This is a genomic window from Lentilactobacillus senioris (assembly GCF_026798195.1).
Taxonomy (GTDB): domain Bacteria; phylum Bacillota; class Bacilli; order Lactobacillales; family Lactobacillaceae; genus Lentilactobacillus; species Lentilactobacillus senioris_A.
The window spans coordinates 98,989-122,450 of record NZ_JAPQEZ010000002.1 but is presented as its reverse complement, the minus strand read 5'-3'; the positions used below and the strand labels follow the sequence as shown (position 1 = coordinate 122,450).

Annotated in this window: 27 protein-coding genes; 15 read left to right on the top strand and 12 right to left on the bottom strand. The window is 38.5% G+C overall.

Translation table 11 applies throughout. The features are described 5' to 3' along the window. Positions 1-141 precede the first annotated feature (141 nt). The 4 genes from OXT66_RS02670 to OXT66_RS02655 all read left to right on the top strand — a co-directional run bounded on the left by OXT66_RS02670 (position 142) and on the right by OXT66_RS02655 (position 3,765). Positions 142-2,034 carry a M13 family metallopeptidase gene (locus OXT66_RS02670; protein ID WP_268595907.1) on the top strand — a complete coding sequence of 631 codons (1,893 nt, stop codon included), beginning with the start codon at positions 142-144 and terminating at the stop codon, positions 2,032-2,034. A gap of 143 nt (positions 2,035-2,177) precedes the next feature. Further along, entirely contained in the window at positions 2,178-2,348 is a 171-nt protein-coding gene (locus OXT66_RS02665; protein WP_268595533.1) for a hypothetical protein, read from the top strand. A gap of 46 nt (positions 2,349-2,394) precedes the next feature. Further along, on the top strand, positions 2,395-3,189 hold the full coding sequence (map, locus tag OXT66_RS02660) for a type I methionyl aminopeptidase (RefSeq protein WP_268595532.1): 795 nt from the start codon (positions 2,395-2,397) through the stop codon (positions 3,187-3,189). 72 nt (positions 3,190-3,261) lie between these two features. Next, complete coding sequence (locus tag OXT66_RS02655) at positions 3,262-3,765, top strand: phosphatidylglycerophosphatase A (RefSeq protein ID WP_268595531.1); 504 nt, start codon at positions 3,262-3,264, stop codon at positions 3,763-3,765. 45 nt (positions 3,766-3,810) lie between these two features. Here OXT66_RS02655 and OXT66_RS02650 read toward each other — a convergent pair whose 3' ends face one another. Then, a complete protein-coding gene (locus tag OXT66_RS02650) occupies positions 3,811-4,404 on the bottom strand; it encodes a DNA-3-methyladenine glycosylase (RefSeq protein WP_327058992.1) in 594 nt (197 codons plus the stop codon). A gap of 37 nt (positions 4,405-4,441) precedes the next feature. Between OXT66_RS02650 and OXT66_RS02645 the strand changes: the two genes are divergently transcribed. The 5 genes from OXT66_RS02645 to OXT66_RS02625 all read left to right on the top strand — a co-directional run bounded on the left by OXT66_RS02645 (position 4,442) and on the right by OXT66_RS02625 (position 9,083). Further along, the gene (locus tag OXT66_RS02645; RefSeq protein WP_268595530.1) at positions 4,442-4,798 is read left to right on the top strand and encodes a DUF488 domain-containing protein; all 357 of its coding nucleotides are present in this window, start codon (positions 4,442-4,444) and stop codon (positions 4,796-4,798) included. 105 nt (positions 4,799-4,903) lie between these two features. Continuing rightward, positions 4,904-5,899 (top strand): LacI family DNA-binding transcriptional regulator, encoded by a 996-nt coding sequence (locus tag OXT66_RS02640; RefSeq protein WP_268595529.1) that lies wholly within the window; start codon positions 4,904-4,906, stop codon positions 5,897-5,899. Between the two features lie 158 nt (positions 5,900-6,057). Further along, positions 6,058-6,804: a sugar phosphate isomerase/epimerase family protein gene (locus OXT66_RS02635; RefSeq protein ID WP_268595528.1), complete on the top strand. Its 747-nt coding sequence runs from the start codon at positions 6,058-6,060 to the stop codon at positions 6,802-6,804. A gap of 11 nt (positions 6,805-6,815) precedes the next feature. Beyond that, positions 6,816-8,114 (top strand): hypothetical protein, encoded by a 1,299-nt coding sequence (locus tag OXT66_RS02630; protein ID WP_056978745.1) that lies wholly within the window; start codon positions 6,816-6,818, stop codon positions 8,112-8,114. Between the two features lie 18 nt (positions 8,115-8,132). Beyond that, positions 8,133-9,083: a sugar kinase gene (locus tag OXT66_RS02625; protein ID WP_268595527.1), complete on the top strand. Its 951-nt coding sequence runs from the start codon at positions 8,133-8,135 to the stop codon at positions 9,081-9,083. An 84-nt stretch (positions 9,084-9,167) separates the two neighbouring features. Here the strand turns inward: OXT66_RS02625 and OXT66_RS02620 are convergent, their stop codons facing one another. Further along, positions 9,168-10,112: a phosphoglycerate dehydrogenase gene (locus OXT66_RS02620; protein ID WP_268595526.1), complete on the bottom strand. Its 945-nt coding sequence runs from the start codon at positions 10,110-10,112 to the stop codon at positions 9,168-9,170. Between the two features lie 179 nt (positions 10,113-10,291). Between OXT66_RS02620 and OXT66_RS02615 the strand changes: the two genes are divergently transcribed. Continuing rightward, positions 10,292-11,281, top strand: coding sequence for an aldo/keto reductase (locus OXT66_RS02615; protein WP_327058991.1), 990 nt, complete (start codon positions 10,292-10,294; stop codon positions 11,279-11,281). Positions 11,282-11,335: 54 nt separating this feature from the next. Here OXT66_RS02615 and OXT66_RS02610 read toward each other — a convergent pair whose 3' ends face one another. Together OXT66_RS02610 and OXT66_RS02605 are read right to left on the bottom strand one after the other, a co-directional pair. Continuing rightward, positions 11,336-12,706, bottom strand: a complete 1,371-nt coding sequence (locus OXT66_RS02610; protein WP_268595525.1) for an Ig-like domain-containing protein — start codon at positions 12,704-12,706, stop codon at positions 11,336-11,338. Between the two features lie 138 nt (positions 12,707-12,844). Continuing rightward, complete coding sequence (locus tag OXT66_RS02605) at positions 12,845-13,282, bottom strand: glyoxalase/bleomycin resistance/extradiol dioxygenase family protein (RefSeq protein WP_268595524.1); 438 nt, start codon at positions 13,280-13,282, stop codon at positions 12,845-12,847. 152 nt (positions 13,283-13,434) lie between these two features. Between OXT66_RS02605 and OXT66_RS02600 the strand changes: the two genes are divergently transcribed. Next, positions 13,435-13,998 (top strand): DUF2179 domain-containing protein, encoded by a 564-nt coding sequence (locus OXT66_RS02600; RefSeq protein ID WP_268595523.1) that lies wholly within the window; start codon positions 13,435-13,437, stop codon positions 13,996-13,998. On the opposite strand, the gene OXT66_RS02595 is transcribed toward OXT66_RS02600, so the two are convergent. Beyond that, positions 13,995-14,750, bottom strand: a complete 756-nt coding sequence (locus OXT66_RS02595; RefSeq protein WP_268595522.1) for a ribonuclease H family protein — start codon at positions 14,748-14,750, stop codon at positions 13,995-13,997. The genes OXT66_RS02600 and OXT66_RS02595 overlap by 4 nt on opposite strands. 119 nt (positions 14,751-14,869) lie before the next feature. On the opposite strand from OXT66_RS02595, the gene OXT66_RS02590 reads away from it, so the two are divergent. Next, a complete protein-coding gene (locus tag OXT66_RS02590) occupies positions 14,870-15,301 on the top strand; it encodes a hypothetical protein (protein WP_268595521.1) in 432 nt (143 codons plus the stop codon). A gap of 23 nt (positions 15,302-15,324) precedes the next feature. Here the strand turns inward: OXT66_RS02590 and codA are convergent, their stop codons facing one another. Both codA and OXT66_RS02580 read right to left on the bottom strand, forming a co-directional pair. Beyond that, positions 15,325-16,566 (bottom strand): cytosine deaminase, encoded by a 1,242-nt coding sequence (codA, locus tag OXT66_RS02585; RefSeq protein ID WP_268595520.1) that lies wholly within the window; start codon positions 16,564-16,566, stop codon positions 15,325-15,327. 111 nt (positions 16,567-16,677) lie between these two features. Next, complete coding sequence (locus tag OXT66_RS02580; protein WP_263862245.1) at positions 16,678-16,800, bottom strand: hypothetical protein; 123 nt, start codon at positions 16,798-16,800, stop codon at positions 16,678-16,680. Positions 16,801-16,974: 174 nt separating this feature from the next. Here OXT66_RS02580 and thiD point away from each other — a divergent pair, with 174 nt between their 5' ends. Beyond that, on the top strand, positions 16,975-17,787 hold the full coding sequence (thiD, locus tag OXT66_RS02575) for a bifunctional hydroxymethylpyrimidine kinase/phosphomethylpyrimidine kinase (RefSeq protein WP_268595518.1): 813 nt from the start codon (positions 16,975-16,977) through the stop codon (positions 17,785-17,787). Between the two features lie 44 nt (positions 17,788-17,831). On the opposite strand, the gene OXT66_RS02570 is transcribed toward thiD, so the two are convergent. From OXT66_RS02570 to OXT66_RS02555, 4 genes are all read right to left on the bottom strand, one after another. Beyond that, a complete protein-coding gene (locus tag OXT66_RS02570; RefSeq protein ID WP_268595517.1) occupies positions 17,832-18,884 on the bottom strand; it encodes a hypothetical protein in 1,053 nt (350 codons plus the stop codon). Positions 18,885-18,916: 32 nt separating this feature from the next. Then, positions 18,917-19,405 carry a hypothetical protein gene (locus OXT66_RS02565; protein WP_268595516.1) on the bottom strand — a complete coding sequence of 163 codons (489 nt, stop codon included), beginning with the start codon at positions 19,403-19,405 and terminating at the stop codon, positions 18,917-18,919. 369 nt (positions 19,406-19,774) lie between these two features. After that, positions 19,775-20,335: a 5-formyltetrahydrofolate cyclo-ligase gene (locus OXT66_RS02560; protein ID WP_225425425.1), complete on the bottom strand. Its 561-nt coding sequence runs from the start codon at positions 20,333-20,335 to the stop codon at positions 19,775-19,777. Positions 20,336-20,378: 43 nt separating this feature from the next. Continuing rightward, positions 20,379-20,762 (bottom strand): pyridoxamine 5'-phosphate oxidase family protein, encoded by a 384-nt coding sequence (locus tag OXT66_RS02555; protein ID WP_054670375.1) that lies wholly within the window; start codon positions 20,760-20,762, stop codon positions 20,379-20,381. Between the two features lie 190 nt (positions 20,763-20,952). On the opposite strand from OXT66_RS02555, the gene OXT66_RS02550 reads away from it, so the two are divergent. After that, positions 20,953-21,798 carry a helix-turn-helix transcriptional regulator gene (locus OXT66_RS02550; RefSeq protein ID WP_268595515.1) on the top strand — a complete coding sequence of 282 codons (846 nt, stop codon included), beginning with the start codon at positions 20,953-20,955 and terminating at the stop codon, positions 21,796-21,798. Between the two features lie 88 nt (positions 21,799-21,886). Further along, entirely contained in the window at positions 21,887-22,447 is a 561-nt protein-coding gene (locus OXT66_RS02545) for a restriction endonuclease subunit S (protein ID WP_419146373.1), read from the top strand. Here the strand turns inward: OXT66_RS02545 and OXT66_RS02540 are convergent. Next, complete coding sequence (locus OXT66_RS02540) at positions 22,430-23,350, bottom strand: site-specific integrase (protein WP_268595514.1); 921 nt, start codon at positions 23,348-23,350, stop codon at positions 22,430-22,432. The genes OXT66_RS02545 and OXT66_RS02540 overlap by 18 nt on opposite strands. Positions 23,351-23,462: the final 112 nt, after the last annotated feature.

Sequence of the window (23,462 nt, the reverse complement as noted above, 5' to 3'; positions counted from 1 at the left end):
ATTTTTTAAACTTTGCTATCTTTTTTTATTCAACAATTAACTTTGCTTTTAAAAGCCTAGCTAAAGGCATATACTAGCTTAAATACTATTAATTAGGAGGGTCATTACTTGACTGATACTAAAGATCAAATCAATTACTCAATGATTAAAGATGATTTATACCAGGCCGTTAACGGTGAGTGGCTAAAAACTGCAACGATTCCTGCAGATCACGCCTCTGCTGGCGGCTTTATGGATTTAAATGACAATATCGATAAGGAATTAATGGCCGACTTTGCCGATCTTCAAAAGCACGCTACTGACGCAGAAGGTCCCATGGCAGAATTTTTGAAATTGTATGCCCTGGCTGCTAATTTCCAAAAGCGAGATCAAGATGGCGCCGCTCCATTAAAGCCTCTCCTAAAACAAATCGAAGACCTCCCAGATATGGCCGCCTTAAACGCGCAGCTTAGTAACTGGGTTAAGATGGGATTACCACTACCATTTAATTTTGACGTGGATGCCGACATGAAAAACACCAGCGTCAACGCATTATTTGCTGGCGTTCCCGGGTTATTTTTACCTGATAAGACTTACTACGCCAAGGATAATCCGGCTAAAGATCAATTACTAACCGTCTTTAGCAACATGACCCAACAACTATTAGTAATGGCTGATTATAGTAGTGCTGAAGCAGAAGCTATCGTTAAGTCAGCTATTCGCTTTGACGAAAACATTGCGCCGCACGTTAAGTCAGCGGAAGAATCTGCTGATTATAGTAAGATGTACAACCCAATGCCATTCAGTGAATTTGCTCAAAGCACTAGTGAATTAGATCTAACCGCATTAGCTAAAGATTTATTCGACCAAGTCCCTGAACAAATTATTGTTACTGAACCTGCTTATTATCAAGCTTTAGCTGGGATTATGAACTTAGAAACTTTCGATGACATGAAGAACTGGATGTTAGTCAAAACCATTAACGCCTACTCTAGTTATCTATCAGAAGAATTTCGGCAAACCGGCTCAACGTTTAGTCGGACCCTCTCAGGGCGCAAAGCCACTACTAGCCAACCAAAATCAGCCTTTTACCTAGCTAGTGGGGTCTTTGGCCAAACCGTTGGTGACTTTTACGCCCACAAATACTTCGGTGATAAAGCCAAGGCCGATGTAGAACACATGGTTAAACAAATGATCGCGGTTTATAAAAACCGGTTAAGTACTAATCAATGGCTGGGCGAAGCTACTCGGCAAAAAGCTATTTTGAAGTTAGATACTTTGGAACTCCAAGTTGGCTTCCCTGATCATATCGATCAACTAGAATACAAATTCAAAATTACCACCGCTGAAAATGGTGGCAGTTTGATGCAAAATATCCGGCAAATTTCTGAAATTAGTCGCTTAGATAACTATGCTCGACTAGGCAAGCCAGTGGACCGTTCTCGTTGGGAAATGAGTGCTAGCACCGTCAATGCTTATTACCATCCATTTAAAAACATCATTGTCTTCCCCGCTGCGATCTTACAAGCACCATTTTATAGCTTAGACCAATCTAGCAGCCAAAATTACGGTGGAATTGGGGCCGTGATTGCGCACGAAATTTCACACGCGTTTGATAACAACGGGGCCCTCTTCGATGAACATGGTAACCTAAATAACTGGTGGACCAAGGAAGATCATGAACACTTTCAAAAATTAGCCGATCAGATGATTCAAGAGTTCGACGGTCTCCCATTTGCCGGCGGCAAAGTGAACGGTAAACTAACTGTTTCAGAAAACATTGCCGATGCTGGTGGGTTAAGCTGTGCTGAAGAAGCAGCTAAAAACGAGGCCGACTACGATTTAACAGCGTTCTTTACTAACTGGGCTCGAGTTTGGCGCACCAAAGCTACTAAAGAATATCAACAACTGCTTTTGAACATTGACGTCCATGCGCCAGCAGAATTACGCGCCAACGTTCAAGTTAAAAATTTAGCTGATTTTTACACTACTTTTAACGTTACTGAAACTGATGGAATGTATTTAGCTCCCGACAAACGAGTAACTATTTGGTAGTCATTATTCAAGGTTATGGTTCTCAACAGAATCATGACCTTTTTTATTTGCTTCTAAAAACCTATCAGGGATTCCCTAATGCTAAATTACCCACATTGAGCTATAATGGTTGGTGATACTAACGGGAAGGAAACGGTGTAAGTATGAAACTGACTGAATACCTTCATGACCAACTAGAATTTTTAGATGGTCAATTGCAGGAGGCCAAGGAAAAGCAAAACAAAACCATGGAATACTTAGTAGATTCTAAAATTTCAGAAGTTAAGCTAATTCTCGAAGCTCTCCAAAAGGGCATTATCGATCAAACTAACTAACATTAGTTGACCTCAATTTATTAACAGCAACAGAAAGGATAAACTATTGATTACTTTAAAATCAGATAGAGAAATCAAAAAAATGGCTGAATCCGGAGCCATTTTAGCTGGTGCTTTGCGCGAGCTACAAGACATTATTGTTCCCGGATACGACACTTGGGATATCGAAACTTTTACTCGTGATTACATTGAAAGTCACGGAGCGATTCCTGCTGATTTAGGCTTCGATGGTTATAAATTTGCCACCAACATCTCCATTAATGACGAAGTAGCTCATGGAATTCCCCGTAAGGGTCTTAAACTTCGCGAAGGCGATATTGTTAAAGTGGATACCACCGTTAACTTTAACGGCTATATGAGTGACGCCTGCTCTTCTTACGCTGTCGGCAAAGTGGCTCCTGAAATCCAAAACTTGATGGACGTAACTAAAAAATCCCTTTATTTAGGAATTGATCAGGCCGTGATCGGTAACCGGATTGGTGACATTGGAGCTGCCATTCAAAAATACGTTGAAGATGAACACGGCTATGGTGATGTTCGCGAATTAATCGGTCATGGAATTCAACCTACCATGCATGAAGCCCCTAACGTTCCGGGGTACGGAATTGCTGGTAAAGGCCCTCGGTTACGCGAAGGCATGACGATCACTATTGAACCTATGATTAATATCGGCACTTGGGAAATTGCCGATCGTTACGATGCCGAAGACGACTGGACTTACTATGTTTCTGCTGATGGTACCCCATCATCACAATATGAACATACTATCGCCATCACTAAAGACGGTCCTAAGATTTTGACTTCTCAAGATCCCGTTTTAGATGCCAAATACCTATTGTAAAAGTAAAAAACGCGAGGCAAGAATTGCTTCACGTTTTTTTGTATAATGAATTTAACTAAGGATGTGATTAATTTGAATAACAAACAATTTAAATACCCAGATACTGCTGCATACGACTACGTTATTAAAGCGTTTGCTGCTAAAGGGATTTCCTATAAGGATATTGCTAAAATCGCCTACCAAATGCAAAGTGTTTTTATTGACGATTTAGATATTAAAGAAGTAGAAAAAGATACCATCGACGTTTTGCATAAACGAGAAGTATTAAACAATGCCATGGTTGGGTTGGAATTAGATCGCCTAACTTCTGAAGGTCAGCTCAGTCAGCCACTAGAAGCCATCATTCAAAATGACTCTGGTGTTTTTGGGGTAGACGAAGGCTTGGCTCTAAATATTGCCAACATTTACGGTACCATCGGGGTAACTAATTATGGCTACATCGACCGCGATAAAGTCGGCATTATCAAACAACTAGACGAGGATAAGGATGAAGACGTTATTAACACCTTCATTGACGATTTAATCGGCGCGATCGCTAGTGCGGTATCTGCCAAAGTGGCCCACCGCTACAATTAGTCTTGCCATCCCAAATTGATTGAATCAATCTCCCGTTTTCTGATTTTAGAAACGTAGGGATTGCCGCCCACTAGAAAAACGGTATGGTTTACTGGCCCAATCGCCTTGATTTTCTACTCCAATTCGCGCACTGGCCACAATCGTTTGTGGTTGTCGGGGGTGACTATAATCAATCCAAAGTGGTGGCTGTTGAGCTAACTGGCCGTTTAAGTTTAAATCATGGATTCCAAACGCCGCCATCACTTTACCAGGACCGTTGGTTAAATTATAACCAGTTTGGTGCCGGTTCATTTGCATCTGTTCTAAGCCAGCTATCGGCTGAATGGCCCGAATTAAAACCCCTTGTGGCACCCCTGCTTCTTGAGTAGCCACATCAAACAAGTAGTGTCCGTAAATAGAATAAATATAAATAGTACCTGCTGGTCCATATAGTGGATCATTAGCCGCTGTATGCCGCCCCTTAAACGCATGAGCAGCTGAATCTTGTTCACCTAAATAAGCTTCGGTTTCCACAATTAAACCACTAAATAATTGCCCCGTGGCATCTCTGTAATTTAACGTGGTGCCCAGTAATTTTTGAGCAATTTGGTCCGTAGTCCCGTCCCGAAAAAATGCTATGCCAGCAGAATTGATATCCATGTTATTTGGTCCCTTCTTAAATATTAGAGGTGTTAATATGCAAATTAAATTAGAACGAATTTATACAAAGCCCGCTGATCTAAGCGGATATCGTATCTTAGTTGACCGTCTATGGCCCCGTGGTATCTCCAAAGTCAATGCTGCTTTAGATTGGTGGGCCAAAGAAATTGCCCCCTCTAAAGAATTGCGGGAGTGGTTTCATCATGATCCCCAACTATTTGCCGAATTCAAGCAACGCTATTTAACTGAATTGGCAGCTAACCCCTTCACCACTGAGTTTGTGGCCCAAGTAAATAAGCAACTACAAACTCAAGATGTTATTTTGCTCTACGGTGCCAAAGATCAAGTTGATAATCAGGCCGTAGTTCTAAAAGAATATTTGGAGAAAGCCTAGTAAAGTATTATGCTATAACTTAGCATCCCTATTTTACATATCTTCAATTTCTTTTTGCAAGAAATGCTAATTTAAAATCAATTTTTAATCCACCAAGGAGTATTCATGAAACAGCCAACCATCGCAGACGTTGCCAAAATTGCCGGAGTCTCTAAGACTACGATGTCTCGATTCTTAAATCAAGATTATGATCATATGTCCCAGAAGACCAAGGAAAAGATCACACAAGTAGTTAAGGAGCTTAATTATCACCCCAATAGGCACGCCCAGTCATTAAAATCCAAAGTTACTAGGGAAATTGGAGTTCAGATTGCCGATATTTCTAATACCTATGCTTCCGAGCTTCTTAAAGGGATTGGTAATATTTTGCGCGACAATAATTATCAAATGTTAATTACTGATTCTGCTAATAGTTTAGAATTAGAACGTCAACAACTAGAAAGCTTAATTAGACAACAAGTCGACGGCATTATCCTCCAACCAGTTAGTAGAAATGCCTCTGACTATCAGTTCATCAAGGATGCTAATATTCCATTAGTGTTAGTAGATCGTCAAGTCAACCAATTACTCTGGCCTACGGTTACTTCGGACAATTATAAGATTACTAAAGAACTTGGCCGCCTTATGGTAGAACGCAAATACCAACGCGTTATCACCATTACCAACCCGGTTCACGAAACTTCTACGCGAGAATTACGTTACCAGGCAATTAAAGAAGTTGCCTCCGCCAACCAGTTAATAGATGAGTTAGTGGAATTAAATCCTAATTTGGATTTAAAAGATTACCTACGCAATTCTCTCGCTACCTCTAAATTAAAAACCGTTTTATTCACTACCAATAGCATGGTGTTATCCCAAGTCTTAGCTACCTTAATGAAACTAAAGATTAAGTTTCCTCAAGACATCGGAATTTGTAGTTATGACGGATGGAACTGGACACAATTAATTGGTAACGGAATTACCACTATCGACCAAGATCCTATCAAAATCGGGAATACCAGCGCACAAATTATCATTGATGCTTTAAATGATCCGGATAGTTATCCAGATTTGAAAAAGCATATTATTACTGCCCATTTAATTACCAAAGATTCACTTTAATAACTTCTTTCAACCTGAGGATTGTCAGTTAATGACATTGCTCAGGTTTTATTTTGTTTTTAAAACTAGTTGACATTTCAATTGTAAGCGATTACTATTACTTTTGTAAACCGGTTCCCGAAATCGGTTCCCAAACTAATTATTCAGGAGGCAATAACATGAATCAACCCATCGTTGTTAACACACTAGAATTTCAAAAAGAACTTCAAAGCGGTGTTGCTCAGGCATCTCTCTTTGAAAGAATCGCTAACTTAGGTGCAACTGGTGTCGAAGTCCGTCGAGAATACATTACCGATTTTGACCAGGAGCTTGCTAACATTAAAGCCAATAGTCAAAAATTGAATTTGACAGTTTTTTATAGCGTGCCAGATGAAGTGTTTGTGAATGGTAAGTTAAACGACCAACTTCCTAAATACCTAGCTGAAGGAACTAAAATGGGAATCACCGCCATTAAATTCAATACTGGTGACTATGCTAATTTCCATGGCGACTTAAAAGCCACTTTAGCTCCAATCGTTTCTACTGGCATTCAAGTTAACGTTGAAAACGACCAAACCCAAGTTAGTGGAACTATTGCCCCACTCCAAAACTTTCTCCAAGCCGTTAAAGATAACCAAATCGACTTAGGATACGTTTATGATCTGGGTAACTGGCGTTACGTTGGTGAAAATGAAATAACCGCCGCTCAAAAATTAGGCGAGTTTACCCGCTATATTCATTTAAAGGACGTTCAAGTTACAGATGGTAAACCAGCAGTAACTCCATTAGACGATGGAGAATTAGACTGGCATAAAGTTCTTAACATTTTGCCTAAAGACCTTCCTATCGCTATTGAATATCCTAGTGACAGTGACGCAATCGTTAAGGCCGGAATTGAAAAGGTCGAAGCTGCACTAGCCGATTAGGGGGGATTTAAATGTTAAACGTAGTCATCGGTATTTTACTTTTACTTACCTTTGTTGGTTTTGTTATTTACGCCGTTAAAGGGGGAAACCTAATGATTGGTTTCTTCGTAATGGCGGTATTATGGGCCATAATTGGAATGGTACCTTTCAATGAAGCCATCAACGATATTTTTGCTCAACCAGCGTTAGACTACGGCCCCACCATTATTTATATTGTTTTTGGGTCTTGGTTCGGTCGGGTATTAGTTGATAGCGGCATTGCTACCAGTATTAGTAACGACACCCGTAACGTTGGGAAAAAATCACCAATTATCGCTGCCATTTTAATTTGTTTAGTTACTGCTTTTATCTTTATTAGTGCTTACGGCGTTGGCTCAGCGATTGCTATCGGGGTAATTTTATTGCCAATTATGTTCGCAATTGGGGTTCCTAGAAATATTGCAGTTACTGCATTTACCCTTTCAATCGGAGCCGCAATGTACGTCAACGTGGTATTATTTAATCAAATCAAAGCATTCTTCCCAGAAGTAACATATGGCGATCGTTACTTAAAATTCGGTTGGATCGGAGCTGCCATCCAAATGGTAGCGGTCATTATCTTATTGCTGTTAAACGCCAAGAAAATTCGGCAAAATAATCAATTAGGTAACGATGCCATTGCTGAATTTGATAGTCCTGATAGTGACGTCACTCCGGCCAAAAAAGTTTCTCACTTAACCTACATCATTCCGATTGTGCCAGTATTGTTAAACATGGTTTTCAAATGGGATGCAATTCCTTCGCTCTTAATCTCAACCCTACTAGCCATGCTAATGACTGGCGAATTCAAGAACTTTAAAAACGCTAGTGAGTTTATTGGAGCCACAATTCAAAAAGCCATCTCAGATATTGCCGGCTTAATTATGTTTTTAATGGCCATCGTAATGTTTTCAGCTGCTGCAACCAAAAATGCAGCCCGGTTCGCGGATATCTTTAAGTTTATTATTCCGCACAGCACCTTAGTTCTGTGTTTAATTTTTGGTATCTTAGCACCATTAGCACTATTTAGAGGACCATTACATGTTTGGGGAGCCGGAGCCGCCACTGCTTCAGTTTTAGCCGGCTTACACCTCTTCTCACCTTGGTTCTTACTACCTTTGCTTTACGTACCAACTTTGCTTGCCGTTTCAACGGATGTTACCCAATCATGGAACGTGTGGGCCCTGAGCTACTCTAAGCTAGATAATAAAACCTACTTAAAAACCGGGGTACCGGTAGCTTGGATCGTTGCTATTATTAATGAAATTGTTGTTTTCTTACTATTCGGATAATCATTGGAGGAAAAAATCATGAGTGAATTTTTAACAATTGGCGAACCCATTTCTTTATTTGCATCAGAAGATGCGGACATGTCTTTAGCTCAAGCAACTAGTTTCCACAAATACTTGGCTGGAGCGGAAGTCAACGTAGCCGTTGGCGTTTCTCGCTTGGGTCACGATGCTGAATACCTAACTAGACTAGGTCAAGATCCCTTTGGGGAATTTATTACGGATCAACTCCGCGAAAATAATATTGGCACTGAACATATTGAAACCACACCAGATTACTGGACAGCCTTTCAATTAAAACAACGTGTGACCCACGGCGATCCCGGTATTTTCTACTTTAGAAAGGGTTCTGCTGCTGCCCACTTCTTAAAGAGCACCTTGGATAAAGTCGACTTTTCTCACATCAAGCTAGTTCACCTTTCAGGAATCTTCCCAGCCATTTCAGAGCAAGCTAAGGAGGCCTTCCAGTACCTTATTGAATTAGTTAATCGTTACCACATTACTACTACTTTTGATCCCAATTTACGACCTCAACTTTGGGCATCTCAAGATGAAATGATTACCACTATCAATAGTTTTGCCGCTCAAGCTCAAATTATTCTGCCTGGTATTAACGAAGGTGAAATTTTAATGGGCAGCCGTGATCCTGAAAAAATTGCTGATTTTTACCTTAACCAAAGCGAAATTACCCACACGGTTGTAGTGAAAACCGGTGAAGATGGGGCCTACGTTAAGACTAAAGACGGCAACAGCTATTCAGTTTCTGGTTATAAAGCTGATGAAGTAGTAGACACAGTCGGAGCCGGTGATGGCTTTGCAGTTGGTCTAATCACAGGGATTTTAGAAGGCTTACCATTTAAAGAAGCTGTAGCTCGCGCTAATGCCGTTGGTTGCCTAGCTGTCCAAGCTCCTGGCGATAATGATGGTTACCCTACTCCTGAACAACTAAAAGCCTTCATGGCTAAGCAATAATTTCCAACTAATAATTTACTTACGAAGCTAAAAAATCCTCCAACGTTTTAAAACGTTGGAGGATTTTTCGATTAACTCTATTTATTATTTAACGTCTTTAACGACTGGCCATTGTGGTGCAACGTTGTCTTTAACTACCTTAACAATTTCACCAGCTGCATCTACTGCCATCCGGCTCATGCATTCCACGGTATTAGAAGCAATATGAGGAGTCAACAATACATTTTCTAATTGGAACAACTCGCTATCCATTGGTAGCGGTTCTTGGTCAAAAACATCCAAAGCTGCCCCGTAAATATCATGATTCTTCAAGGCTTCGATCAGATCGTCTGTCTTTACTAGTTCCCCACGAGCTAAGTTAATTAGGGAAGCTGAGTTCTTCATCATATCGAATTCAGCCTTACCAATACTATTAGCTGTTTCAGGAGTGACCGCCATGTGTAAGGTAATGATGTCTGCAGTTTTAAAGAGTTCTTCTCGACTAACCGCAGTGGCCACATCATTTTCCTTAGCAAATCGATCATTATAAATGATCTTCATATCCAATTGACTAGCTTTTTTAGCTACCATTTGGCCAATTCGACCAAATCCCAAAATTCCTAAGGTTTTACCCTCTAAATCGAAACCTCGATGGGAGTGTTTATAATCGGAAAAATCACCGTTTCGCATAGCTGTTGAATCATTATAAATGTTTTTAGACAAGTCAAACATTTCAGCCAAAGTAGTTTCTGCTACGGTAGAAGCATTAGCAGTAGGAGTAATGGTAACCCAGATTCCGTGTTGTGCACAGAAATCAACGTCAATATTGTTGAACCCTACCCCGTTTCTGGCGATTATCTTCAGGTTTTCAAATTGTAAAATTTGTTCGTTAGTAATTTTTTTAGTCCCTAATAGCAATCCATATGCATCTGGCGCCTTGACCAAAGCATCAGCAACGGTTCCGTCTGTTTCCACAATTTCAAAACCATTAGCCCTTAATAGTTTCTTACCATTATCAGCAAGTGATTCTGCAACAACAATTTTCTTCATGTGATTGAATCCCCTTTCATTGCTTAAAACTAGCTATTATTATTCTTAACACCATGAGTATATCACAATTTTGGGAACCGGTTCCCAAAATTTGCAAAAATCTATTGTTTTTTTCTGGAAAGTGCCAGATAATAACCATGGAACCGTTTCCCTAAAAATTAATCTAGGAGGCTTTTATTATGTACACTGCAAATGATAATCGTTACGACCAAATGCCCATTCGCCGGGCTGGTAATTCTGGATTTCAATTACCCGCCTTGTCATTAGGTTTGTGGCGTAATTACGGTAACCATGCCGATATCGCTAACAGCGAAGCCACAATGTTAACCGCGTTTGACAACGGAATTTTTCACTTTGACTTAGCTAATAATTACGGTCCGGATGCCGGTACTGCTGAAGAGACTTTCGGTCAAATTATGGTTAAGGATTTACGGCCGTACCGTCACGAACTAGTTTTATCTACTAAGGCCGGATTTAGCATGTGGCCAGGCCCATATGGTGAAATGAGTTCGCGTAAGACTCTAATTACTAGTTTAGACGAAAGCCTTAAACGCATGCAGGTCGATTACGTGGATATCTTTTACTCTCACCGACCAGATCCGGTAACTTCCTTTGAAGAAACCGCCGAAGCCCTAGCAGACATTGTTCGCTCTGGTAAAGCACTTTATATCGGTATTTCTAATTACAATACGGAACAAACCAAGCAAATGGCTACTTTATTGCGGAAACGAAACGTACCTTTCGTGGTTAACCAATATTCATATAATTTGTTGAACCAAGAAGCCGTAACTACCGGTTTGCTTGATGAACTCAAACAAGATAACGCTGGAATGGTGGCTTACGGCCCACTTGCAGAAGGATTGTTATCAGGTAAATACAATTCCGGCATCCCTAGTGACTTTCCTATCCACAGAACCAACAAGTTCTTATTTGCAAACGGGACCGATCAGGTAGTTACTAAATTAAATCAATTAACTGAGTTAGCTAATAATCGAGGACAAACATTAGCTCAAATGGCAATTGCCTGGTTATTACATGATCCAGTAGTTACCAGCATCATTCTGGGGGTTTCTAACCAAGACCACCTAATTTCTAATTTAGAGGCTTTAAATCACTTAGAATTTACCACTGATGAACTAGCCAAAATCAATGAGATCGTTAACCAATAATCGCAAAATAACCACCTCCATAATTAGATGGAAGTGGTTATTTTAATTTCTTAATTACAATCTAACGTGGCCAATTTTTTGTAATAATCTTCGACCATTAAAGAAATTGTGGGTAACCGAAACGTGTTTAATAAAATGAGCTCCTTTAGTAATTAAACGCACCGCCGAGCGGCTGGGCCAATAACCTTTAAATTGATTATGGCTGATTTTAACGTTCACCGTATGGGGCATGTGCCCATATTGATTAGAAATAATAATCCAATTTTCTGGTCGAGCTCGTTTTAAGGTAGCTTGAAAAACATTATGCTTAATTGAAATAGAACTGGACGATTCAAAATGTACCGGGGCCCCAAAGTAATTGGTGTCAGCCCCCATCCCGCTTAAGCGAATGGGATTTTTAATTAGATTATATTCAAACGTCACGTGTTTAATTTTACGTCGGTTACTACTAATCGTATCGTGCTCTCCAATAGCCGTCTGGGCTAATGAAACCAATCGTTTTCCGGAGTACTCTGGCCGCCAAGTGTTGTGGGTGACAGTTACGTAACTGGTAGGTTGATGATTGAAATGTCCCTTACCATAACGATTAAAATTACCCCCGCCACTATTGTAATTGGCGTAGTCAGTTTGAATTGCTTCCGCGTATTCACCGTGATGGCCTTTTTTACGCAGTTTTTTTAGGTTTAACGTATGACCATACCCATAAAACTGACAGTTAGTAATTTTGACGTGCTTACTTCCCATCAAATCAAAAATATGACCACCAACTCCACAAGCTTGATGAAAAGTTAGTCCATTAAAGACTGCATTTTGGGTGCGTAACAGTCGAAAGGAATGGCCGCCGCTATAAAAATATCCACCGGTCCATTTCAATCCCCTATTTACTATTCCGTAAAAGAACCCCCGCTTTCCCGTAAACGATGCCTTAGTCGCCTTCACTTTTACGTTTTTAGCCGTTGGTAATTTGACGTCCTTTTTCATTTTAAAATTACCTACCAAGGTAATCGTTTGTCCTTTATGGGCACGCTTAAAACGGCGACTCAAATCAGAACTAGTCTGCTGCGTTACTTTAATAGTTTTACTCTTAGTAACGTGTTGGTAACTAATTTTAATAGTGGCTTTGCCGGCTTTTATGCCCTTAATTTTACCGGCTTGGTTAACCTTAATGATTTTAGAATTACTTGATGACCAATGAGGTCGCGCCGTCATGTTGGTGATTTTGCCAGCTAACCGTTTGTGTTCCCCTACTAAAATTCGGGTACTCCCCTTTAATTTTAGTACCGGAGTTGGCGTAGCATTAGCCGTTGCTGTACTAGAATTAGAAGTTTGAGCAGTAACCGTATCAGCCAAAGCAGTTAAATTCTGACTGGTCTCTAATAAACCAAATCCCCCTAGCATTAACATCATAATTATTATTTTTTTCATTATTTCTACACCCGCTCAATTAGCATATCTATGCTTAAACAGTTAACTTCATCTTAACACTAATTTAACTTTTTAAAATCAATTAATTCTCAAGACAATAAAAAAGCCCGTAATTGAAATTCAATTACGGACAATTGATTATTTAACTGCTTTTAAAATCCACGTGATACCAAATTTATCTACCACTTGACCAGCCTTTTCACCAGTGGGTTTCTTTTCGTATGCACTAATAACTTTGACTCCATCCGAAGTCGAGACACGCTGATACAGTGCTTCTAATGCACTCACTGCGGCCGAGTCTTTTTGACTGACCTGCAACATCAAAGACACCAGTGAAGAAACTACTGGCTTTCCCAGAAAACTATCAGCACAGAAAACTTTTTGTCCAAGAATGGAAAAACCACCTTGCACAGTCAGTTCATTAAGATCAACGTCGGCATTTAACGACATTTCTTCTGCTTGTCTTGGAGTTGGCACTGTCCGAAAAACATCAGTGGCTCCGAAGATTTTTTGATAATAATCCAGAGCGCTTTTCGTATTTTCAAACGTCAAGTACGGAATTAACTCTGTTTCCATCAATTAAACTACCTCATTTATAATCATTTACACTAAAAATAAGAATAGACCTGATTTTCTGAATTGTCAATTTGTCACCCATGAGGCGCTTGGCCAGCTTTTTAGAATCGACAGTGCTAAACTGAGGATAAAGTCAATTTGGAGGTGACAGTATGGAATTGGCAATTACAATTTTTGTGCTTAACGCGCTGTATATTTCTATCAATACTTTTCGAACTATGTTAGTTGTTAAGGGCCACCGGTATCTAGCACCAGTAGTGGCAGTGGTGGAAGAATTAATTTACGTTATGGCGTTGGCAATTGCCTTGCAACACATTGACAGCAAACTAAATATCGCTGCTTATGCTATTGGATTTGGGGTTGGTATTTATATTGGGATCATTATTGAAGATCGCATCGCCTTAGGATACGTCAACTTCCAAGTAACCGTCCAAATCGACCCTACTAATCCCCTGCATGAACACAATGAAGAGCTGCCCGAAATTCTTAGAGAAAAAGGCTACGGAGTGACCGTTAGTCATGCTGATGGTCGTAGTGGTCCACGCCTAGTTTTAAGTATTTTAGCTCCTCGAAAAGCCGAACGTAGGTTGATGGAACAAATCAAAGAGATTTCCCCAGATGCCTTCATTATGGTTCAAGAACCAATTGAATTATCCGGCGGTTTTTGGAGCAAAGAAGTCGACAAACGATACCATAAGATTAATAAAAATTCCTAGTTCTTAAATAAATTCAGTTGAGATGGCTGCGAATGCTGTGCAGGCGTTTCAGCTGTTTTTTTCATTTGATCCATGGTTTGGTTTAATAGTTCATCCACAAAAACATTGCCGTGGTTTACAGCATGTCCCTTAGTCCATTCAAATTGTAATTGACTAAATTGCGGTAATAATTGATCCACCTGGCGCCATAACTCTGCATTTTTTAGTGGTGCATTACCGGCTCGGTGCCAATTTTTGCGTTTCCAACCAGCCAACCACCCTTTTTGAATGGCGTTTAAAACGTATTGGGAGTCCAATACAGCCAAAATAGCCTTCCGGTTATATTGATGTTCGATCAAGTACATCAGGGCCTTAATGAGCCCCATAATTTCCATACGATTATTGGTGGCTCCCCATTCACCGCCAGAATCACTAACTGTTTGCTGATCTGGCAATTCAATTAAATAAGCCCAGGCAGCTTTATCATCGGCATGCACATGATCACCAGCAACATTACCGTGGTTTCTAGAACCGCCATCGGTATAAAAAGTAATTTCGGATGATTGTAACGGAGTCACTGGTCGAACTGGCGCCTTAGTTTTAGCAGCAGTGTTATTAACAGTCGTCCCTTTCATGAAAGCATCAGCTTGGCTACGGCTAGTAAATCCCTTATAAACTGCTCCTGAATAACCACTCACTTGTTTTTTAGCTTCGTCCCAAGTAGTGTAGATTCCCGGTTTGCGCCCTTTTTTTATTGCGTAAAATTTTCCCATCTGTTGCCTCCAGATAATTATTAGTAAAATAAAAAGTTAATAAATGGTTATGAAAGTTCTTATTCCTTTTCAAGATATTCATTTTGTGCGAAAATATACATAAAAGGGGGTAAACTCAAATGACCCAAACAACTGCCCAACTAATTACCGTTGAAGACGCACGGGCGTTGCTTAAAGATCGACACGAACAAATTAATGATCGCTTTCCCCAACTGAAACGCCAAGGTAAATTCATTTTACCCGATTTTCGCTTAACAAGAAAACGGGAAGCGTTCAAAATTCGCCGCCATACCTTTTTGCAACATCACGCACGTTCCTATGTTGCTTTTGACTCTGAAAATGGTCAAACGCTTTGGATGCACAACTTCCCTAGTTTAACCGAAGCACTTTTTTGGTTAGACACTGGTTTAAAGCCTACCGATACTGATACTAACTTCTCATTTAAACAATGGAAAGTTAAACATGAGGATGATATCGTTGCCTTAAAAGACGAGCTCAAGGCTAGAAAACATAAAAAAGAAGTTGCCCACAAGAAGTATAAAAAAGCATAAAAGTCCGCCGATGGCGGACTTTTTTAAGCTTTAAAATAATTTTGGACGTGTTTAGGTTGAGTGGCTACCAAAATCTCCCCATTATGAATTGAGTATAAAATTTCAGCCCGTTCATTTAACGCATTATAGAAATTATCACTGTTCATCAAAATACAATTAGCAGGCATCCCCACCTTAATGCCGTAATGATCAGTGATGTGCATGGCCTTAGCTCCATGAGTGGTAACGAATTGATAAGAATTTAAGATATCGTTATACCCCATCAAATGACCAACGTGTAAGCCCATTGAAACTGGGTCCAACATATTGCCATTTCCCATTGGGTACCAAGGATCCTTGATATCATCTTCGCCAAAGGCTACGTTCATGCCGGCTTCACTAAGTTCTTTCACCCGAGTCATTCCCCGTCGTTTGGGGTATGTATCAAAGCGACCACCAAGGTTAGTATTAACTAACGGATTGGCAATAAAATTGATTCCTGACATTTTCAGTAAGCGGAATAATTTGTAAGTGTAGGCGTCATTGTACGAGCCCATGGCGGTAGTATGACTAGCGGTAACCTTGTCTTTTAAGCCACTTTCTAATGCCAAGGTAGCCAAGGTTTCCAAACTTCTAGATTGCGGATCATCGATTTCATCACAGTGAACATCGACTAAGCGGTCATTTTGTTCTGCTAGCTTGATAATGAAGTGAAGTGATTCCACCCCGTATTCGTGAGTAAATTCAAAATGAGGAATGCCACCCACCACGTCAGCTCCCATTGCTACAGCATCACGCATTAACTGTTGACCGTTAGGAAACGACATAATACCTTCTTGAGGAAACGCTACTAATTGTAATTCCACTTGGTCTTTAACTTCTTCTCGAACTTCAATTAAAGCTTTCAAAGCCGTTAAATCCGGATCTGTAACGTCAACGTGGCTCCGAACAAATTGAATGCCGTTAGCTACTTGTAACTTAATAGCATCCTTAGCCCGTTGTTTGACGTCTTCTTTGGTTAACGTTTTTTTGCGTTCACTCCAAATTCGGATACCATCAAATAGTGTTCCGGTCTGATTCCATTCTGGATCACCAGCAGTCATAGTAGCATCTAAATGAACGTGGGGGTCTACAAACGGCGGTAATAATAGTTTATGGTTACCATCTAATACCTCTTCACCTGGTTGAGGAGTTAAATGAGCGGCAATCTCACTGAATTTACCGTCAACAATCCGAACATCACTAGCTTCCGTTGCATTTTCAATCAAAACATTTTGAATTAACATGAAAGGCCCTTCTTTCATTGATTTTTATTATTATAATTCAAAACTGACATTTAGACCACGAATTTTTGGCCAAATAAAAAGCACGAAACAATGTTTGCCCCGTGCTCAGTATTATTTAGCTGGTTTTTGCTTCAAGAATTTTTGCAAATCTGCAACTTCTTTGTTACGCTTTTCAGCCTTTTTAACGTTGATTGGTCGACGGCCTTGTACACCGTGTGGATGACAAATACGCATAATTACAAATCTCCTTATCTTAAAAAGTTACTTCGGTTATTCCTAATTTCCAATAGACTATCACATTATAATACACATTTACTTTAAAAAGCAAATCGACTTACTAATGTGTTACCGTTTTCTTATTTGTGGTATCCTTAGCATAATAACTAGACTAAATTTGAGGTGACTAACATGTTAACACAATTTCCCCAAGCCCTAACCATTGCTGGTTCAGATAGTGACGGCAGTGCCGGTATGCAAGCCGACTTACACACGTTTTTCCGGCGTCACGTGTACGGTGCATCAGTTTTAACCGCCTGCGTTGCCGGTAATAGTTACGGTATCCACGATGCCGTTAATTTACCAACGGAATTCATTGACAATGAATTCAAAGACTTAGCCGATGATTATCATATCCGTGCTAGCAAAACTGGAATGTTATCCGATTCCACTTTGATTAACACCGTCGTTAAAAACTATCAACAATACGACCTAGGTCCATTAGTGGTCGATCCAGTTATCACTACTAAACACGGTAACGTTTTGTTAGAAGAAGAAGCCTACACCACCCTACGCGATGAATTAATTCCATTGGCAACCGTGATCACTCCTAATTTCTTTGAAGCTCAAAAATTAGCCGAAATGGAAATTAACGGTGAAGATGACATGGAAACTGCCGCACAAAAGCTTCAAGATCTTGGTGCTAGCAACGTGATTATTAATGGTCGCCATGATTCTGAAGACCAACTCGAAGTCGCTGATTTTGTTCTCTTGGAGTCTGGCAAGTCATTTTGGTTACGTGATCCTTACCACCATACTGATCGCGTCAATGGTACTGGAGATACCCTATCAGCATGTATCACTGCTGAATTGGCTAAGGGTAACGATATCGAAAGCGCTATTCGGATCGCTAAAAAATTCGTTAATATTGCTATTCAAAACGAAATCATCGTTGGTCATAAATTTGGCCCGATCAATCATTGGGCACCAGAAGACGAAATCTAAGCAAAAAGCTTTTAGTGTCGATTATGACATTAAAAGCTTTTTTGCTACCTATTATTTTCTATATCGTAAAGCATTCCACTAAATAGCGCAATAAAACTAAGAATGGAAATTACTGCTGCCGCCTTGGCCCATATAGTGTAGGTACTAGTCACTGTAACATTGCCTTTCATATGAGCCTTAAACGCTACAGTTCCCCGATTAGAAACATATGTATTGACTGGCTTTCCGCCAATGGTAACCCTAGTTCCCACACTATATATTATTGGGGTATCCACAATTTCTTTAGGAGTTACAAATTTAACTCGATTACCAAAAGAATCTCTGGTAATGATTTTTTGTTTTCCGTTAATAAAAAAAACATTAGTGGTGATTGATTTCATATTATGAATTACAGCTTTAGGTAAGTAGTCATTGATATTGTAAAAGCCCACTAAACCGGTTCCCACTTCATTGTTGTAGCTAATCCTTTCGGTTTGGGGCGTAGACAATTGCCATTGGACCATCGGAACCAGAAACGCTACTAAGGCAAAACCACTTACTAACCAACTCAACCACTGCTTTTGGTAAGAAACTACTACGAAACTTCCTACTAAACCAATAAGTAACGTTGCCATCATCATCAACATTCCTGGTAACATCAACACAAAATTAAACTGCTGGCCTAATAATGTCCAAGGAACGATGCCAGTAGCTAAAACTAAGCTAATGGTTCCTGCAATCAACGCAGAACGGTATATAGAGTTTAACTTTTGCCACTGAGTAAATGACCAAATTATTAAAACCAGAATGACTAATCCGATTCCATAACTAATTATATTGTTAGTAACTGAGTTGGTTAAAACTTTAATGGGACCCAGCATTGCTGGTTGAATTTGAAAATGTTTAGCCGGTTGAAACGGAATAGTAATTTCTTCTAATAATGGAATCCAGTAGAAAGATGTAGTAAAGAAAGATATTAATGCTGCCTTAGTCAATCCTAACCACATGGATTGCAGGTTGGTAACTCTATTTTTTAAAATGATTAATCCTATTATCAAATAAAGTGACACTACCCACGCAATCGTAGGATATGTGTAAGTAATTAAAGTCAGCGCCAAAGTTACTATCCACCAACTTTTGCCTTGGGTTTTCACCAGTTTATAAAGGCCAAAAAAAAAGCTAGCGGAATAAACGCAAAAACTAATGCCTCACCAGCAACGTTTCTGGTAATGTCAAAAGTTCTATACGCAGCAAACGTCCATATTGTTGCAAATAAAAATGCTTGGCTATTATTGTTAGTAACTTGTTTCACGACCAAATAAGCAATTGCCAGGGTTAAGTAGGTAAATATTGCAACAACAGCCATATAACCATAAATAAAGCTAGTTAGTACATGTCCAATCGGATATGCTATAAGATAAATTAACCACGGTTGAAATAAATTGGCTGGGCTGCCAACAAACCCGTCTACAACATAGTTGACTGGTCCTTTGAATATGGCTTTTATACTACCAATTCGATTCAATTCAAAAGAAAGTACTCCTGAATGACGTCCGATAATTGTTCTATCATAAAATAGAGCTACCATAAAAAGAATAGTTAATAGTAAAAATGATAACCATGGTATAATTTTTTTCATGTTTTTAATCTCCTAAACACATGTATACGTTGGTTATTTTATAATAATTATTTAGATAAATCTATAAGAATTAAAATTCAAATATAAAAGACATGATGACAAATAGACCCAAAATAAATTATATTTTTATCATCCATTAAACTATAACAACGCAATATCATCTTAATGCTAAGTAGTATACTAATTGCAGATAAATATACAAATAAAATCCCTTGAGTGAAATTAAAAATTTCACTCAAGGGATTTAACTTGATAACTTCTATAATTAATGACTCGTCATTACTACTAACAATAATTTACATACTAACCGCATTAGCAAGATTAATATTACCAATATATAGCATCTAATCCCTGTAAATTAAATATCTACTAGATTCTGATAATCTCATTATCAGTAACTAAAGTATTAATCTTAATATCATGATCTTCAATTGGCCATTTGTTAGTGGTAAAGCTCATCATTGGGGGAACCAAAGATACGGTTCTACCCAGATAATGGCTTAAGAAACGATCATAGTAACCACCACCAAAACTTAATCGATTATTACTGTCAAGGGCAAAAGCCAGCCCAGGAACGATAATTAAATCAATTTGCTGATTAACCAGTGTTTCGTCGTAAGCGGGTTCTAATAACCCAAAATTACTTTTAACTAACTGATCGTATCCGATAAAAGGTAAAAAAGCCATCTGCCTTTTAGGCATTACTTTTGGTAAATAGACTTGCTTACCCTCTATTTGTGCTTGCTTAATTAAATTTTTAGTTGGGAATTCAATTGGTCCACTGATAACGGTAGCAATGCTATGAGCTTCTTGCCATTCAAAAGTGCTAAATAGATTATCTAAAATTTTTTGTTCTTCTTGTGAATCTACATTGTCAGAGTTTTTTAATTTAGTTAGTTGATTATTTCTAAATGTTTTTTTATCAATCAATTTTTCCCCTCCTCTCAAGTTAAGTTAGCCTAATTAAAATATATTATAGTTTATAAATCTCTTTAATATCTACTATAACGACTACCGCATTAGGAAAATGTTCATCTAAGCCGCTTTGCTTCAATTCCGTTTCTGACACTTCATCATGATCATGAAGATAAGCAATTCCATTAATCCGATAAGATACATGGTTTTTATTATCAAATGAAGTTACAGCCACCCGATTATTACTTTGAATGTTATTGTACGCATGGTCTAAAGTAAATTCTACATAAATTAAATGTTGATTATCTAAAACCCGAATTGAGCCTTTAGGACCAATTTGTGGTTGACCATCATCACTTACTGTGGCTAAGTAATCTAGTTGATTATCAAAAAAAGAAGTTAGTTCAGAATCTAAGGTAGTTGTTTCAAGTAAGGTTGCCATTGCATTTTACTCCATTCCATTATTTTATAGTAAAGTCCGTAATCAAAAATAATTATTTTACTAATCTTTAGTTAGGCCTGCTATATAAGATTAACACCCCTTTATAAGCCAAATTAATCCAACTAATAATCCATAACTATCTATTATTATGATAAGCTAAATATACATTTACATATTTGGAGGACTAATTTTGATTTATAATTATCATCAAAACCACTCATTAACCTTAGACTTAGTAGCATTATCGCAAGCAACACCTGATTTACATCCGTCTTCTGCACTATTGATATGTAAAACTGATTGTATCTTACAAATTGATCAACGTAATTTTCATTTGAAGCAACAAGATATAGTTCTTTTACGCTATAAACAACCAATTAATTTAATGCCTATAGATCAGCAAGCTTTTTACGTTAGTTTATTTTTTGTTCCTATCGCTTGTGGTATAGAATGTGGACCTAACGAATTAGTTACTTCTATGACCTGCTCTCAAACGGATGCACACATTGTTTTTCGGCGATTTAATTATCAAATATGCGTTAATTATCTTAACCAAATTAAGGCATTAACAACTATTCAACCTCAAGATAATTTCTTAAAATACCAAGAAAGTACCTTAATGAGCTTATTACTAACAGAACTATCTAGGTACGGCATTGACGCTATTGCAATGATTGAGTCTAATTTTTTAGAATATGATTTAAAAAAATCATCTCGATCCATTCAATTCGGTATTATTTTAAACTACATAGTAGCGAACTTAGCAACCGTGAATCTAACTAAAGCGGCTTTGCATTTTGAGTACGATCCCAACTACTTCTCTAGATTAACGCGCCAATTATTCCACAAAACTTTCACTGAAGAAGTCCGTTTTATTCGCATGAGTGAAGCCCAAAAACTATTAGAAATAACTAACCGTTCCGTTGCGGATATTGCGTTAACTTTAGGATATCAGTCCCCCTCTACTTTTAACCGTTACTTCAAGCAACGAGCGGGACAAACCCCGTCCGCTTATCGCAAACTATATCAAACATAACAACTTTAATTAAGTAACTGTATATCATTTCAACTATCTATCAAGTAGAACTTAAAGAATTTATGGAATTACTTGGGAACGGCGTAAGATGGGGGAACTAGCTAAATATCGTCGTGGTTCATTCCCACAACCATATGGAAATAAAGCATGGTATGACGGTAAAGACGCTATGCCATTCGTTCAAGTTGTAGATGTGACTAACCAACTAACTTTAGTTGAAAATACAAAACAGAAAATTAGCAAATTAGCTCAACCCAAAAGTGTATTTGTTCCAAAGGGTAAAGTTGTAGTTACGTTACAAGGAAGTATCGGACGTGTGGCAATCACGCAGTATGATTCATTTGTAGACCGTACCTTGCTTGTTTTTGAAGGCTACGAAAAAGAAACTGACGAACGATTTTGGGCATATACAATTCAGCGAAAATTTGAGTTTGAAAAACTAAAAGCTCCTGGTGGAACTATTAAAACAATCACAAAAGAAGCCCTTTCGTCATTTGTTGTTTATTTTCCTCAATTTGAGGAACAATTAAAAATTGGTTCATTATTTAATGTGTTGGACTCCCTTATCGCTTCCAACCAGTTCCAGCAAAAAAGACGTTTTCCGGGCTTAAAAAACGTCTTTTTGTCGTACTTATATAAGGCTAGCTAAATGTTTCATAACTTTATCATTATCTTGATTCTCTAATTCCTGAATTATATGCAAATATGTTTGCTGAGTCGTATTCATATTGGAATGACCTAATCTGTGGGCTACCGAAGCTATGCTTACTCCCGAATACAGCAATAGTGACGCATGGGTATGGCGTAGTCCGTGCACTGAAATAACAGGGATCTCTGCTCTCCTACATAATCTTTCTAAATAGTGATTAACTGTATCATTATAAACCTTCTTATCCTGCACAAAAATTGGTTGTTGTGGTGGCATTCCCTTAGTTAACTGGGAAAATTGAATTACCGTTTGCCAATCTAATTGAACATTTCTAACCGAAGCATGATTTTTAGTAGGTGCAAAGTCGCCCTTATCAGCTTTATAGTTCCACGTTTTATCTATCTTCAAATTTTGTCTAGCAAAATCAAAGTCATCTGGGGTGACACCTAAAGCTTCCGCAAACCTTAATCCCGTTTTACTAATCAACAAAATAAAATAATCCCAATTAACCCCTTCGTTTAAGGTTAGGACGTTCAACAATGATTGGACTTCATGTTGGTGTAAAAACTTAGTTTTATGTTTTCGATGTTTAATTCCCTTTAAAACGGCTTTTCTGGTCGGATCTCGTTCAATAATTCGTTCTTCTAATGCATCCATCAACGCACTTCTAACATGTCGATGAAAATCCATAACCGTTTGACGTTCATGAGTTGTAGCATACTCATTCAATATTTTTTGGTAAGTTAATCTCGATATTTGGTTCATTCTAATATCTGGGGCTAATCGGCATAATTGACGATGTGTCATTTCGTATTTTTGATACGTAATTGGTTGTACCGCGTCTCGCTTATACAGTTGCATCCATTCGGCAAAATATTCGTGTAACTTGGGTGACTGTTCCATCGATGTTCCCTCCAAATAAAAAAATTAGAATCTCATTTTGAGATCCTAATTAATTATTACAGGATATAAACTAGTTTAGCTAATTTGAAGAAACTTTCGCTGATTAGATGCG

Bases quoted from the DNA above. Each gene is read 5' to 3' on its own strand.
- OXT66_RS02590 (WP_268595521.1), top strand. From the start codon at position 14,870: ATGACCCAAACAACTGCCCAACTAATTACCGTTGAAGACGCACGGGCG.
- OXT66_RS02540 (WP_268595514.1), bottom strand. From the start codon at position 23,350: ATGGAACAGTCACCCAAGTTACACGAATATTTTGCCGAATGGATGCAA.
- OXT66_RS02545 (WP_419146373.1), top strand. From the start codon at position 21,887: ATGGGGGAACTAGCTAAATATCGTCGTGGTTCATTCCCACAACCATAT.
- OXT66_RS02645 (WP_268595530.1), top strand. From the start codon at position 4,442: ATGCAAATTAAATTAGAACGAATTTATACAAAGCCCGCTGATCTAAGC.
- codA (WP_268595520.1), bottom strand. From the start codon at position 16,566: ATGTTAATTCAAAATGTTTTGATTGAAAATGCAACGGAAGCTAGTGAT.
- OXT66_RS02625 (WP_268595527.1), top strand. From the start codon at position 8,133: ATGAGTGAATTTTTAACAATTGGCGAACCCATTTCTTTATTTGCATCA.
- OXT66_RS02650 (WP_327058992.1), bottom strand. From the start codon at position 4,404: ATGGATATCAATTCTGCTGGCATAGCATTTTTTCGGGACGGGACTACG.
- OXT66_RS02580 (WP_263862245.1), bottom strand. From the start codon at position 16,800: ATGCGTATTTGTCATCCACACGGTGTACAAGGCCGTCGACCAATCAAC.
- OXT66_RS02610 (WP_268595525.1), bottom strand. From the start codon at position 12,706: ATGAAAAAAATAATAATTATGATGTTAATGCTAGGGGGATTTGGTTTA.
- OXT66_RS02615 (WP_327058991.1), top strand. From the start codon at position 10,292: ATGTACACTGCAAATGATAATCGTTACGACCAAATGCCCATTCGCCGG.
- OXT66_RS02630 (WP_056978745.1), top strand. From the start codon at position 6,816: ATGTTAAACGTAGTCATCGGTATTTTACTTTTACTTACCTTTGTTGGT.
- OXT66_RS02565 (WP_268595516.1), bottom strand. From the start codon at position 19,405: ATGAAAAAAATTATACCATGGTTATCATTTTTACTATTAACTATTCTT.
- OXT66_RS02555 (WP_054670375.1), bottom strand. From the start codon at position 20,762: ATGGCAACCTTACTTGAAACAACTACCTTAGATTCTGAACTAACTTCT.
- OXT66_RS02670 (WP_268595907.1), top strand. From the start codon at position 142: ATGATTAAAGATGATTTATACCAGGCCGTTAACGGTGAGTGGCTAAAA.
- OXT66_RS02635 (WP_268595528.1), top strand. From the start codon at position 6,058: ATGAATCAACCCATCGTTGTTAACACACTAGAATTTCAAAAAGAACTT.
- OXT66_RS02640 (WP_268595529.1), top strand. From the start codon at position 4,904: ATGAAACAGCCAACCATCGCAGACGTTGCCAAAATTGCCGGAGTCTCT.
- OXT66_RS02665 (WP_268595533.1), top strand. From the start codon at position 2,178: ATGAAACTGACTGAATACCTTCATGACCAACTAGAATTTTTAGATGGT.
- OXT66_RS02620 (WP_268595526.1), bottom strand. From the start codon at position 10,112: ATGAAGAAAATTGTTGTTGCAGAATCACTTGCTGATAATGGTAAGAAA.
- OXT66_RS02605 (WP_268595524.1), bottom strand. From the start codon at position 13,282: ATGGAAACAGAGTTAATTCCGTACTTGACGTTTGAAAATACGAAAAGC.
- thiD (WP_268595518.1), top strand. From the start codon at position 16,975: ATGTTAACACAATTTCCCCAAGCCCTAACCATTGCTGGTTCAGATAGT.
- OXT66_RS02595 (WP_268595522.1), bottom strand. From the start codon at position 14,750: ATGGGAAAATTTTACGCAATAAAAAAAGGGCGCAAACCGGGAATCTAC.
- OXT66_RS02600 (WP_268595523.1), top strand. From the start codon at position 13,435: ATGGAATTGGCAATTACAATTTTTGTGCTTAACGCGCTGTATATTTCT.